Here is a 12,506-nt window from a genome sequence, read left to right on the forward strand (position 1 = left end):
GCGATCGGTCCGCTCCCGCTCTCTCCCCCTCGGTCTACCGCGTGCACCCTCCGGGTGTGCCGGTAACCGGGGGTTCCCCTGCCTGACCGAACGAACCCGATGACCCGCCCTACCGCCCTTTGCCTTGCCGTCTGGATGGCCCTGCCGCTGTCTGCCCATGCTGCTGCCGCGGCCACCGCCGCGCCCGATGCGCGCGAATTCGACCGTGTGCAGGTCACCGCCACCCGCACCGAGCGGGCGGTGAGCGATGTGGCGGCCACCGTGGACGTCATCGACCGCGAGCAGATGGACCGGCACCTGGTGCAGGACATCAAGGATCTGCTGCGCTACGAGCCGGGCCTGTCGGTCAGCCGCAGCGCCGCGCGCTTCGGCCTTGGCAGCATCCGCATCCGTGGCCTGGACGGCAACCGCGTGCGCGTGCAGACCGACGGCATCGCCATGCCCACCAGCTTCAACATCGGCTCGTTCTCCAACGCCAACCGCAACTTCACCGATCTGGATACGCTCAAGCGCGTGGAGATCGTGCGCGGCCCGGCCAGCTCGCTGTATGGGTCCGACGCGCTCGGGGGTGTGGTGGCCTTCGTCACCAAGGATCCGGCCGATTATCTGAAGGATGGCAAGGACGGCTACGTCGGCCTGAAGTTCGGCTACGACGGTGAGTGGAAGGGCCTGCTCGGCGGCGTGACCAGCGCGTTCGGCGGCGAACACTGGAGCGGCATGGTCAACATCAACCATCGCCAGGGCCAGGAAACCGGCAACAAGGGTGATGTACGCAGCCTCGACAATACCCGCACCGCGCCCAACCCGCAGGACCGCGATGGTCGCAGTGGCCTGGCCAAGCTGGTCTATGCGCCGAGCGAGGCCCAGCGCTTCCGCCTGACCGTGGAAGGCAACGAAGACAACACCGATACCAACGTGCTGTCCTCGATCGACCGCACCACCACCACCGGCATGAAGGCGCGCGATACGCAGAACCGCACCCGCGTGTCGTTCGCCCATGAAATGGATGCGCTGGACAAGGGCTTCGCCGACAGCCTGCATTGGCAGCTGTATACCCAGCACAGCGAAACCACCCAGATCACGGATGAGGACCGCGCCAACCGCAGCCGCCGCCACCGCGAGTTCAACTTCGACCAGCGCGTCTGCGGCCTGCAGGCGCAGTTCAACAAGGCGTTCAGCACCGGCAGCGTCGAACACGCGCTGACCTACGGTTTCGAGGGCGCGCATACCGAGATCCGCCAGAAGCGCGACGGCTACCAGGTGTTGGCCAATGGCCAGACCAGCACCACCATCCTGCCCGACGCCTTCCCGGTGCGCGATTTCCCGATCAGCAAGACCACCGAGCTGGGCCTGTACGCACAGGACGAAATGCGCATGGCCAACGGCAAGCTGTCGCTGGTGCCGGGCGTGCGCGTGGACCGCTACGAGCTGAAGCCGGAGGTGGACAGCATCTTCGCCGACGACAATCCCGGCGTTGCGGTGGCCAGGCTGACCAAGACCAGCGTCTCGCCGAAGCTGGGCATGGTCTATCGCTTCACCGACGAATGGTCGCTGTTTGCCGGCTATTCGCATGGCTTCCGCTCGCCGCCGTACAACGACGTCAACCTGGGCTTCACCAACTTCGCCTTCGGCTACACCGCCATTCCCAATCCGGACCTGAAGCCGGAAACCAGTGACGGCATGGAGCTGGGACTGCGCTTCCTGTCGCCAGCGGCCTACGTCAGCCTCAGCGGCTACTACAACGAGTACAAGGACTTCATCGAGTCGCAGTCGCTGGTCGGCACCAACGCCCAGGGCCTGATGGTGTTCCAGTCGCGCAACATCGCGGATGCGCGCATCTACGGTGCCGAAATGAAGGCCGGCGTCGACTTCGGCCAGATCAGCCCGGCGCTGCAGGGCTGGGCGCTGCGCAGCTCGGTGGCCTGGTCGCGCGGCGACAACAGGACCGAAGACACCCCGCTGGATTCGGTCGACCCGCTGCGTGGCACCGTCGGCCTGATGTACGACACCGACACCTGGGGCGTCGAACTGGCCGGTACCTTCGTCAAGCGCAAGGACCGCGTCACCGCCGCCACGGTGTACCGCCCGGCCGGCTACGGCGTGGCCGACCTGATGGCGCACTGGAACTTCGCCCCGGGCGCCACCTTCAACGTCGGCGTGTTCAACCTGGGCGACAAGCGTTACATCGACTGGTCCAACGTGGGTTCGACGCTGTCGCCGGGCAGCCGCGTGCTGGACCGCTATACCAACCCGGGCCGCACCCTCTCCGCCAGCCTTGCCGTTTCCTGGTGACCTCATGAGCCGAGCCTTGTCCGCACGCAGGAACGACGCCATCGCCGCGCAGGGCAGCGCGGCCTGGCCGACGCCGGCACAGCTGACCACGCTCGGCACCGTGTTGTGCCTGTACCGCGCCGACGGCAACGAGCTCGGTGGCTGGCGCCAGGCAGTACGCGTGCATGCCTGCCAGGGCGTGGACAGCGAGGGCGTGCGCGAAAGCCTGTGCTTCCTCGATGCCCGCGGCCGCTGCGTGTGGCGGCTGTACCTGTTGCCCGACAGCGATTTCCTGGCCTGGGACCGGCTGGTCGCGGCGCTGCCGCCGGGCCCGGAGCATGACAGCGAGGGCAGTGTCGGCGAACGCCTGTGGCGGCGCCTGGCCGGCCATCTCGGTGGCCAGCGCTGGCGACTGTGCGCGCTGCGCCTGCATGCCGCCGACGACGGCCGCACCCTGGCTGCAAGCCTGTCGACGTTGTCCTCGCTGGGCGCAGCCACCGCGCGTCGCATCGCGCGGCTGGAAGGTGCCGAAGGCGAGCTGGCGATCGACGATTGCTGCTGCGCCGATGCTGCACGTCGCTCGGCGCCGCGGGTTCCCGGCGACCTGCCGCTGATCCGGCTGTAACCCTTTCCCGATGGAACGCCTGCCGGCCACGGACGGCCTCTCACTGCATCTGCAACCCCGAAGGAAGACCCCGATGAAGCTCCAGACAGCCAGCGTCCTGCTGCTGCTCGCCACCAGCGGCGTGGCCAGCGCGCAGCCCTCCGGCATCGCCCGCGACCACGACAGCATCCTTGCCATGCAGGGCGAGTACACCGTCGATTTCGCATTCGACGAGACCGTGCGGCTGAAGCCCGGCTACGAGCGCGCCCCGGCGATGCGCAGCGGCGGCAACGAACTGGTGATCGTGGTCGAGGACACGCCGAAGCGTATCGTGCTGCAGCACCTGCTGCTGGACGAGAGGAGCGGCCACATCACCAAGCACTGGCGGCAGGACTGGGTCTACGAAGCACCGAACCGATTCGAGTTCAGCGCCGACCAGACCTGGCAGGTACGCCGCATTCCCGCAGCGGTGAACCAGGGCGCCTGGACCCAGTGCGTGTACGAAGTGAGCGACGCACCGCGCTACTGCGGCACCGGCAAATGGACCTACACCAACAACGTGCCGAGCTGGACCAGCGACCTCAGCTGGCGCCCGTTGCCGCGCCGTGAGTACACCAAGCGCAGCGACTACAACGCGCTGGCCGTCGTCAACCGCCACACGCTCACGCCCAATGGCTGGACCCACGAGCAGTTCAACACCAAGGTGCAGCGCAACGCCGACGGCAGCCAGGTGGAGATCGCACGCGAGTTCGGCTTCAACGACTACGTGAAGACCACCGAGGTCGACTTCACCCCGGCGCGTGACTACTGGAAGGCCACTGCCGGCTACTGGGCCAAGGTGCGCCAGCGTTGGGACGGCTTCCTCGGCCAGGCCCCGGGCGTGCACCTGAAGACCAAGATCGATGGCATGGCGATGATCATTCCGCTGTTCACCCAGGCCGAAGCGATCCAGTCCGGCAAAAAGGTGAAGGACAAGCAGATCGACGAGGTGTTCGCCAAGTACGTGGAAAAGGCGCCGAAGGAAGGCTGATCGCCGCGATGGAGAGAGGTGCCGGGGGTACCCGGCACCGCATTCACCGGCTGCCGGTGGGGGCCGGGCTTGCTCGGCACGCCATCCGGAGGCGCAACCGATTCAGGCCTCGCGCAGCGCCAATGCCGGCGGCGTATGCAGGATCGCCCGCGTACCCCACCAGCCCGCCAGCAGGCTCAAGCCGATGCCGACCACGCCGCCGATCAGCAGGCCCGGCCACGGCGGCAGCAAGGGCAGCTCGAACACCTTCTGCGACACCGCCACGCCGATCGCTGCGGCCGCGCCCACCGCCAGCAACGCCGCCAGCGTGCCCAGCGCGCCGAACTCCACCAGCACCGCGCCGCGCAGCTGGCGCCGGGTCGCGCCCAGCGTGCGCAGCACCGCGCTGTCGTAGCGGCGCTCGCCGGCGGTGGCCTGCAGCGCCGCCAGCAGCACCAGCACGCCGGCCAGCAGGCTGAACACCATCACCAGCTGCACTGCCTGCGCCACGCGCTCCATCACATCGCGCACCTGCGAGATCACCGCGTCCACGTCCAGCAGCGACAGGTTCGGCTGCGCGCGCACCAGCTCGCCCAGCCCGGCCGCGTTGCCGGACGGCAGATGGAAGGCCGACAGCAGGTTGTGCGGGGTATCGCCCACCGCATTGGGGTTCAACAGCACGAAGAAATTCGGGCGGAATGTGTTCCAGTCCGCCTTGCGGATGCTGGTGACGGTGAACTCGCGCTGCTGCTCGCCTACGGAAATCGTAATGCGATCACCCAGGTGCGCGCCGTAGCGCCGCGCCCAGCCGGTTTCCACCGAGGCTTCCGCCGCGGTGCTGCCGGCCTGCCAGAAGCGGCCCTCCAGCAGCGCATTGGCGGGTGGGAAGCTGCTGCGCCAGCTGAAGTTCAGCGGCCGGTTCTCGTCGTCGTCCTCGCGCGGGCCGTTGTTCGCGCCGTTCCCCTCGGCGGCGGTCTGGTCCACGCGCAGCGGCGGCTTGCCGTTGATCGCGATCAGGCGGCCGGTCGCCATCGGCTCGATACTGGCGTCGCCGGCGCCCAGTCCACGCAATGCGGCCAGCACACCGTCGCGTTGTTCGGGCTGGATGTTGATCAGGAAGTAGTTCGGCGTATCCGCAGGCAGGCGCTCGCGCCACTGCTGCAGCAGGCCGGGTCCGGTCACCGCCAGCAGCAACAACGCGCACAGCGACAGCGACAGCCCCACCAGCTGCATCACCGCCAGCAGCCGGCGCCGGGTCAACGCGGCCAGGCCCAACCGCCAGTTGCCATGCAGGCGGTGCTGCAGGCCGCGCAGCAGCTGCAGCAGCACGAAGCCGACCGCACCGGCCGCCAGCGCCAGCGCGGCCAGGCCGCCCAGCACCCACAGCGCCAGTTTCAGATCGCCGGTGACCTGCACCGCCAGCAGCAGGCTGGCCGCCAGCGCCGCCACATAGGCCAGCAGCGACGCCGGCGGCAGGGCGGCGAAGGAACGGTTGAGCACCCGCATCGGCGGCACCCCGCGCAGGCGCAGCAGCGGTGGCAGGCCGAAGCCGAACAGCAGCAGCAGGCCGATGCCGGCACCGGTCAGCGCCGGCATCGCTTCCGGCAGCGGCAGGCGCTGCGGCACCAGGCTGCCCAGCACCTGCACCAGGCCTTCCTGCGCGGCCATGCCCAGGCCGATGCCGAGCGCACAGGCTGGCACCGCCAGCATCAGCAGCTGCAGCGCCAGGCCCAGCAGGATGTCGCGCTGGCGTGCGCCCAGGCAGCGCAGGATCGCCACCTGGTCGATGCGACGCAGGGCGAAGCGGTTGGCCGCCAGCGCGGTGGCCACACCGGCCAGCAGTACCGCCAGCAGCGCGCTCAGGCCGAGGAAGCGCCCGGCCAGATCGAATGCCTGGCGCACGCCACGCTGGGTGTCGTCCACGCTCAGCAGGCGCAGGCCTTTCACCTGCGGCAGCAGCCACTGGCGCAGCGCCGCGATCGGCTCCGCTGCGCCGGCGAACATCAGCCGGTAGTTGATACGGCTGCCCGGGCCGAGCAGGCCCGTGCCCTCCACATCAGCGCGGTTGACCAGCAGGGTGGGCGAGAGTGTCAGCAGGTCGCCACCGCTGTCCGGCTCGGCCTCGATGATGCCGGCGATGCGCAGCGTGCCGGCGCCGAACTCGAGGTCATCGCCGGCCTTCAGCCCCAACCCCTGCAGCAGGCGTGGGTCGGCATAGGCCTGGCCCTTGGGCGGCATGCCGGCATCGGCGATCAACGCACCGCCGGGCGTGGCCCGGACCCGCAGCGTGCCGCGCAGTGGATAACCTGCCTGTACCGCCTTGATGCTGGCCATCTGGCTGGCATCGCCGTTGAACAGCACGCTGCCGAAGCTGGCGATGCGGGTATGCGCCAGGCCGCGCTGTTGCGCCTCATCGGCGAATGCCTGCGGCGGATCATCGCGCCCGGCGATGCCGAGGTCGCCGCCGAGCATTTCCGCCGCGCTGCCGGTCAGCGCCAGGTTGACCCGGTTCACCAGCGTGCCCACCGCAGTCATCACCGCCACGCCCAGCACCAGCGCGGCGAACACGGTCAGCAGGTCGCCGGCCAGCGCCTCGCGGCGCAGCGCGCGCCACGCGTGGCGCAGCACGTTCATGCCTGTGCCCCACGCTCGACCGGCAGCAGGCGGCCGTCATCGATGCGGTGGATGTACTGGCAACGCTGGGCCAGGCGCAGGTCGTGGGTGACCAGGACCAGGGTGGTGCCGCTGCCGGCGTTGAGTTCGAACAGCAGGTCGCTGATGTGCTGGCCGGTGGCATGGTCCAGCGAGCCGGTCGGTTCGTCGGCGAACAGGATGCGCGGGCGGGTGACGAAGGCACGTGCCAGCGCCACGCGCTGCTGCTCGCCGCCGGACAGCTGGCGCGGGTAGTGGCGGGCGCGATGGGCCAGGCCGACCTGCGCCAGCACCTCGTCCACCCGCGCCCGGTCCTCGCGTCCGGCCAGTTCCAACGGCAGCGCGACATTCTCGGCGGCAGTCAGCGCCGGCAGCAGGTGGAAGCTCTGGAACACGAAGCCGACCGCACGCGCGCGCAGCTGGGCCCGTGCTTCTTCATCCAGGTCGCCCAGGTTCTGGCCCGCCAGCGCGACGTGGCCGCGGCTGGGCAGGTCCAGTCCGGCCAGCAGGCCGAGCAGGGTGGTCTTGCCGGACCCCGAAGCGCCGACGATGGCCACACTGGTGCCTTCATGGACGGTCAGGGTGATGTTGTCCAGTATGTGGACTTCACCCTCCGGGCCCTGCACGGACTTGCCGACCTGGTCGACGGCGATGGCGACGGGCGTGCTGCGGGGGGACAGGCTGTCGATGAGGAGACTCCAATGCGCAAGACGGGATGGAGCCGGCGAGCCGGCGCGATGATGGTGCTGCTGCTGGGATTGCTGCTGCCCGGGCTGGCCGGAGCCAAAGACCCGGCAGGTACGGTGCTGGTGCTCGGCGATAGCCTCAGTGCTGCCCACAATATCCCTGCCGACGCCGGCTGGGTCAGCCTGTTGCAGCAGCGGGTCAGGCAACAGTCGAAAACACCGGCGCGCATCGTCAATGCCAGCATGAGCGGGGAAACCACGGCCGGCGCGCTGACCCGCCTGCCGGGCCTGTTGGCGAAGGAAAAGCCGACGGTGGTGGTGATCGCGCTGGGCGGCAACGACGCGCTGCGCGGGCTGACCCCGGCACAGGTGCAGGGCAACCTGGAAAAGATGGTACAGGCCAGCCAGAAGGCCGGCGCCAGGGTGCTGCTGCTGGGCATCGACGTGCCGCCCAACTATGGGCCCGCTTACCGCCAGCGCCTGGCGGCGGCCTACAAGGCGCTGGCCACGCAGTACAAGGTGCCGCTGCTGCCGTTCCTGCTGGAGGGCGTGGCCCTGCAGCCGGGCATGATGCAGGCCGATGGCCTGCACCCCACGGCGCAGGCGCAATCGAGGGTGCTGGACAACGTCTGGCCACTCCTGCGGCCCCTGCTCTGAACGATTTACAACCCTCTTGACGGAACTTCACATCGCGTCCACCGTCGATCCGGCATGTTTCACAAAGCTGAAGTTAGAGGGAATCACATGCGTCAGACGAAGGAGACCTCCGGCTTGGTGCTGGTGGTCGAAGACAACCGCAACATCTCCGAGATGATCGGGGAATACCTGGAAGGTCGCGGCTTCGAAGTCGACTATGCACAGGACGGCCTGGATGGCTACCGCCTTGCGGCGGAGAACAGCTATGACGTCGTGGTGCTCGACCTCATGTTGCCGCGCCTGGATGGCATCGAAGTATGCCGTCGCCTGCGCAACGATGCGCGCAAGTCCACCCCGGTGCTGATGCTCACGGCACGCGACACGCTGGACGACAAGCTCACCGGCCTCGGTTTCGGCGCCGATGACTACCTGACCAAGCCGTTCGCGATCCAGGAGCTGGAAGCCCGCCTGCGCGCGCTGATCCGCCGTGAACGCCGCCAGGTGGGTTCGGAAGTGCTGAAGGTCGCCGACCTGGTGCTCGATCCGGTCAGCATGCGGGCCACCCGTGCCGGTACCGAACTGCAGCTGTCGCCGATCGGCCTGCGCCTGCTGACCATCCTGATGCGCGAATCGCCGCGCGTGGTCACCCGCCAGGAGATCGAACGCGAGATCTGGGGCAATGGCCTGCCGGATTCGGACACCCTGCGCAGCCATCTGTACAACCTGCGCAAGATCATCGACAAGCCGTTCGACCGTCCGCTGCTGCACACCGTGCAGAGCGCCGGTTACCGCATTGCCGATATCGCCCAGCCGATGGCCTGATCGGGGCCAGGCCGGTGCAGCATCAGGCCCGGCCGGGCAACGACCCCCGCACCGGGCACGGATGACCGGCCGGCACTGCCGCCGGTCATCCTCCGTGCACGACTACGGCGCAGCGCGCTGCCTATAATCGCAGCGCTCTGACCGGGACCCCGCAATGCCGCACGGCCTGCCGCGCAAGATCCGTATCGCCTTCATCCTGCAGGCAGTCCTGGCCAGCCTGGGCATCCTGCTCGGTGCCTGGCTGGTTTCGCTGGTGATCAAGCACAGCCTGGTCGGCGCCGCCCTGCGCGAGGAAGCGGCCTATTACTGGACGCTGCACGAGGCCTCGCCGGTGCAGCCACCGCCCAACACCCAGAACATCCGCGGCTACCTGCTGGAAAGCGGGCAGTCGGCGCTGTCGTTGCCGGCCAACCTGCGCAACCTGGAACCCGGTTTCCACGAGCTGCCCAAGGATGACCAGCTGGTACTGGTCGATGTGCGTCCGGCCGGCCGCCTGTACCTGGTGTTCCTGCGTTCGCGTGCGGAGATGCTGGCGTTCTGGTTCGGCATCGTGCCGGTGCTGCTGACCCTGTTGGCGGTGTATGGCGCCAGCTGGGTCACCTACCGGGCCTCCAAGCGCCTGGTGTCGCCGGTGAACTGGCTGGCACGGCGCGTCTCGCGCTGGGACCCGGGTCACCCGGAGGCGGCCGACCTGGAACCGAACAAGCTGCCCGCGGACATGCAGGGCGAGACCCGGCAGCTGGCGGCCGCGCTGCATTCGCTGGCCAACCGGGTCAGCGCGCATGTGGCGCGCGAGCGCAATTTCACCCGCGATGCGAGCCACGAGCTGCGCACGCCGTTGACCGTCATCCGCGTGGCCAGCGACATGGCCCTGGGCGATGAAACCCTGCAGCCGCGCCTGCGCCGCAGCCTGCAGCGCATCCAGCGCGCCGGCCGTGACATGGAAGCGGTGATCGACGCGTTCCTGATCCTGGCCCGCGAGGCCGACGTCGAACCCCAGATCGAGCTGTTCGACGTCAACGACATCGTCCGCTACGAGGTGGACAACGCCAACGAACTGCTGGGTACGCGTCTGGTGTCAGTGCACCTGCACAGCGAAGGCCCGGTGCAGCTGCACGCGCCGCCGCGGGTGCTGCAGGTGGTGGTCAGCAACCTGGTGCGCAACGCCTGCAGCTACACCGACGAAGGGCGTATCGACGTGCACGTGCTCAATGACCGGGTGGTGGTGCGCGACACCGGCATCGGCATGTCCGCCGAGGCGCTGTCGCGCGCGTTTGAACCCTTCTACCGCGCCGAGCCGAGCCGCCCGCAGGGCACCGGCCTGGGCCTGTCGATCGTGCGCCGGCTGTGCGACCGCTTCGGCTGGAAGGTCAGCCTGGCCAGCCAGCCGGGCAAGGGCACCGAAGCCACGGTGGTCTTCCGGTAACGCGGCGACCTGCCGGGGTCGGATCCCGTTGCGGCGCAACCGGCTCTGACCCCATCCCGCTGAAATGTCGGTAGATCCACGCCATGCGTGGATGGGGTGCGGTAGCGCCGGGCCATGCCCGACGTCCACAGTGCCTTAGTTGCAGTTGACCTTCGGCGCCAGCGCCTTGGTCCAGATCGCATAGCCGGCCGGGGTCATGTGCAGCATGTCCTCGCGGAACAGCGTCGCGTCCGGCTGTCCATCGGCGCCGAGCATCGGCGTGTAGATGTCGGTGAAGCCGGTGTTGGGCAGCCTGGCCAGCGCAGCCTTGATCAGCGCGTTGGCTTCGTTGATCGCCGGCAGCAGGTGCGCACGCGACGGGCTCGGCTTGATCGACAGGTACTCGACCCTGGTCTTCGGCAGGTCGCGGTGCACGCGCTGCACGAAGGCGACCACGTCATCTCGCACCTGCATGGCGCTGCGGCCGCTGTTGAGGTCGTTGTCACCGGCGTAGAAGAACACCTTGCACGGCGCATACGGCACCACGATCTGGCCGGCATACCAGGTGCTGTCGCGCACTTCCGAACCGCCGAAGCCGCGGTTGAACACCGGCTGGCCGGGGAAGTCGGTGGCCAGGCTCTCCCAGAAGCGGATCGAGGAGCTGCCGATGAACTCGATGCCACCACGCGGCGGCGGGTTGGCCTGGTCGGCGCTGGCGAAGCGGGCCATGTCGCCGGCCCAGGCCACATTGGAGACCTGTTCGGGCACCTGCGGCGGCCTGGCCGGGCTCAGGGCCTGGGCAAGCGGTGCGGCAGTCAGCAGGCCCAGCATCAGCAGGCAGGTACGGCGACGGGACATCAGGCGCTCCAGCAGGCAAGGGGAGCTCCATCATAGAAGCACGGCCCAGCCCGGTGCTTGCCCCTGGCAGGCCGTTCAGCGGGCCGGTGCGGGGTGCGGTTGGCGGCCTTGTGGCAAAATGGCGGCCATCTGCCTATTCCTGTGCACCCATGATTTCCTGCCGTGCGTCTGAGCGGTCGCTGCGCCGCGCCCCTGTTGCTGGATGTTCCACCCGTGGCTGATCAGTTCGGCCACATGCCCCGCGGTCCGCGCCGCATCTTCCAGGCCGCCCGCTGGTCCTGGCAGGGCCTGCGCGCCGCCTGGCTGCACGAGTCCTCGTTCCGGCTGGAGGTATATCTGCTGGTGATGCTGACTCCGGTCGCGATCTGGCTGGGCCAGACCCCGGTCGAACGCGCGCTGCTGATCGGCTCGATGCTGCTGGTGCTGGCGATGGAGCTTGCCAACTCGGCCATCGAAGCGGTGATCGAACGCTACGGCAGCGAGATCCACGAGCTGGCTGGCCGCGCCAAGGACATGGGCTCGGCAGCGGTGTTCGTGCTGATGATGAACGTGCTGCTGTGCTGGGCGCTGGTCGTGGTTCCGCACGCGCTGGCCGGCAGCTACGGCTGAAACCCCATTCCCCCAATGCCTTGAAGAGTTTCCATGTCCTTTGAGTTCCTCGCCGACCCCAATGCCTGGGTGACCCTGTTCACGCTCAGCGCGCTGGAAATCGTGCTCGGCATCGACAACCTGGTGTTCATTTCCATCGCGGTCAGCAAGCTGCCGGAAGAGCGTCGTCCGTTCGCACGCAAGCTGGGCATCGCGGTGGCCTGCATCACCCGCATCGGCCTGCTGGTCTCGCTGGCCTACCTGGCGCACATGGCGGCCAACCTGTTCACCGTGGCCGGCATGGGCATTTCCATCCGCGACCTGGTACTGATCGTTGGTGGCCTGTTCCTGATCATCAAGGGCTGCATGGAGATCAAGGAACTGATCAGCGGTGGCGAGGACGAAGACCCCAGCACCACCAAGGCCTCGGCCGTGTTCGGCTACGTGATCGCCCAGATCGCGGTGATCGACATCGTGTTCTCGCTCGACTCGGTGATCACCGCCGTGGGCATCGCCGACCACATCCCGGTGATGGTGGCGGCCATCCTGCTGTCGGTGCTGGTGATGCTGCTGGCCGCCAACCCGCTGGGCCGCTTCATCGACGCCAACCCGACCGTGAAGATGCTGGCCCTGGCCTTCATCCTGATGATCGGTGCGGTGCTGATCCTGGACGGCCTGGACGTTCACGTGCCCAAGCCCTACATCTACGCCGCGATGGGCTTCTCGGTGCTGGTGGAGTGGCTGAACCTGCTGATGCGCCGCCGCGCCCGCGAACACAACGTGCCGGGCGCCGGCAACTGGTAAGCGCGCCATTGGCACGTGTGTCACCCAGAACCCCCGGCCTGGCCGGGGGTTCTGCGTTGTGGGGCGCGGCTCTACAACGAACGGCGCTGCGGTTTTTGCACTTGCGGCGGCGTTCCGGCCTCCACTTGTGAATCAGGATCAACAGTGTTTTCCCGGGCCGAGGCTTAATCC

General features: G+C 68.3%; 11 protein-coding genes. 8 read left to right on the top strand and 3 right to left on the bottom strand.

Annotated features, from left to right (window positions below; all coding sequences use genetic code 11):
- Window positions 1–99: 99 nt before the first annotated feature.
- From AC5P8R_RS18485 to AC5P8R_RS18495, 3 genes are all read left to right on the top strand, one after another.
- A complete protein-coding gene (locus AC5P8R_RS18485; RefSeq protein WP_495223711.1) occupies window positions 100–2,292 on the top strand; it encodes a TonB-dependent hemoglobin/transferrin/lactoferrin family receptor in 2,193 nt (730 codons plus the stop codon).
- 4 nt (window positions 2,293–2,296) lie between these two features.
- The gene (locus AC5P8R_RS18490) at window positions 2,297–2,896 is read left to right on the top strand and encodes a Hemin transport protein (protein ID WP_169411154.1); all 600 of its coding nucleotides are present in this window, start codon (window positions 2,297–2,299) and stop codon (window positions 2,894–2,896) included.
- A 73-nt stretch (window positions 2,897–2,969) separates the two neighbouring features.
- Entirely contained in the window at window positions 2,970–3,905 is a 936-nt protein-coding gene (locus AC5P8R_RS18495) for a DUF6607 family protein (RefSeq protein WP_495223712.1), read from the top strand.
- 102 nt (window positions 3,906–4,007) lie between these two features.
- Here the strand turns inward: AC5P8R_RS18495 and AC5P8R_RS18500 are convergent, their stop codons facing one another.
- Together AC5P8R_RS18500 and AC5P8R_RS18505 are read right to left on the bottom strand one after the other, a co-directional pair.
- Complete coding sequence (locus AC5P8R_RS18500; RefSeq protein ID WP_495223713.1) at window positions 4,008–6,518, bottom strand: ABC transporter permease; 2,511 nt, start codon at window positions 6,516–6,518, stop codon at window positions 4,008–4,010.
- On the bottom strand, window positions 6,515–7,162 hold the full coding sequence (locus AC5P8R_RS18505) for an ABC transporter ATP-binding protein (protein ID WP_075076551.1): 648 nt from the start codon (window positions 7,160–7,162) through the stop codon (window positions 6,515–6,517). The genes AC5P8R_RS18500 and AC5P8R_RS18505 overlap by 4 nt, the downstream gene beginning before the upstream one ends.
- A 75-nt stretch (window positions 7,163–7,237) precedes the next feature.
- On the opposite strand from AC5P8R_RS18505, the gene AC5P8R_RS18510 reads away from it, so the two are divergent.
- From AC5P8R_RS18510 to AC5P8R_RS18520, 3 genes are all read left to right on the top strand, one after another.
- Window positions 7,238–7,879 carry an arylesterase gene (locus tag AC5P8R_RS18510; RefSeq protein ID WP_032956728.1) on the top strand — a complete coding sequence of 214 codons (642 nt, stop codon included), beginning with the start codon at window positions 7,238–7,240 and terminating at the stop codon, window positions 7,877–7,879.
- A gap of 87 nt (window positions 7,880–7,966) precedes the next feature.
- Window positions 7,967–8,680 carry a response regulator transcription factor gene (locus tag AC5P8R_RS18515; RefSeq protein ID WP_002811889.1) on the top strand — a complete coding sequence of 238 codons (714 nt, stop codon included), beginning with the start codon at window positions 7,967–7,969 and terminating at the stop codon, window positions 8,678–8,680.
- Window positions 8,681–8,834: 154 nt separating this feature from the next.
- Complete coding sequence (locus tag AC5P8R_RS18520) at window positions 8,835–10,106, top strand: sensor histidine kinase (protein WP_014645975.1); 1,272 nt, start codon at window positions 8,835–8,837, stop codon at window positions 10,104–10,106.
- Window positions 10,107–10,241: 135 nt separating this feature from the next.
- Here AC5P8R_RS18520 and AC5P8R_RS18525 read toward each other — a convergent pair whose 3' ends face one another.
- Window positions 10,242–10,943, bottom strand: a complete 702-nt coding sequence (locus tag AC5P8R_RS18525) for an SGNH/GDSL hydrolase family protein (RefSeq protein WP_014645976.1) — start codon at window positions 10,941–10,943, stop codon at window positions 10,242–10,244.
- 213 nt (window positions 10,944–11,156) lie between these two features.
- Between AC5P8R_RS18525 and AC5P8R_RS18530 the strand changes: the two genes are divergently transcribed.
- Entirely contained in the window at window positions 11,157–11,552 is a 396-nt protein-coding gene (locus AC5P8R_RS18530) for a diacylglycerol kinase (RefSeq protein ID WP_014036025.1), read from the top strand.
- A gap of 33 nt (window positions 11,553–11,585) precedes the next feature.
- Window positions 11,586–12,335 carry a TerC family protein gene (locus AC5P8R_RS18535; protein WP_005408127.1) on the top strand — a complete coding sequence of 250 codons (750 nt, stop codon included), beginning with the start codon at window positions 11,586–11,588 and terminating at the stop codon, window positions 12,333–12,335.
- Window positions 12,336–12,506 lie beyond the last annotated feature (171 nt).

The organism is Stenotrophomonas sp. YJH_SMC_73, from assembly GCF_059370155.1.

What these genes read in the sequence shown, in the direction of transcription:
- AC5P8R_RS18485 (WP_495223711.1), top strand. Translation starts at nt 100, where the DNA reads ATGACCCGCCCTACCGCCCTTTGCCTTGCCGTCTGGATGGCCCTGCCG.
- AC5P8R_RS18490 (WP_169411154.1), top strand. Translation starts at nt 2,297, where the DNA reads ATGAGCCGAGCCTTGTCCGCACGCAGGAACGACGCCATCGCCGCGCAG.
- AC5P8R_RS18495 (WP_495223712.1), top strand. Translation starts at nt 2,970, where the DNA reads ATGAAGCTCCAGACAGCCAGCGTCCTGCTGCTGCTCGCCACCAGCGGC.
- AC5P8R_RS18500 (WP_495223713.1), bottom strand. Translation starts at nt 6,518, where the DNA reads ATGAACGTGCTGCGCCACGCGTGGCGCGCGCTGCGCCGCGAGGCGCTG.
- AC5P8R_RS18510 (WP_032956728.1), top strand. Translation starts at nt 7,238, where the DNA reads ATGCGCAAGACGGGATGGAGCCGGCGAGCCGGCGCGATGATGGTGCTG.
- AC5P8R_RS18515 (WP_002811889.1), top strand. Translation starts at nt 7,967, where the DNA reads ATGCGTCAGACGAAGGAGACCTCCGGCTTGGTGCTGGTGGTCGAAGAC.
- AC5P8R_RS18520 (WP_014645975.1), top strand. Translation starts at nt 8,835, where the DNA reads ATGCCGCACGGCCTGCCGCGCAAGATCCGTATCGCCTTCATCCTGCAG.
- AC5P8R_RS18525 (WP_014645976.1), bottom strand. Translation starts at nt 10,943, where the DNA reads ATGTCCCGTCGCCGTACCTGCCTGCTGATGCTGGGCCTGCTGACTGCC.
- AC5P8R_RS18535 (WP_005408127.1), top strand. Translation starts at nt 11,586, where the DNA reads ATGTCCTTTGAGTTCCTCGCCGACCCCAATGCCTGGGTGACCCTGTTC.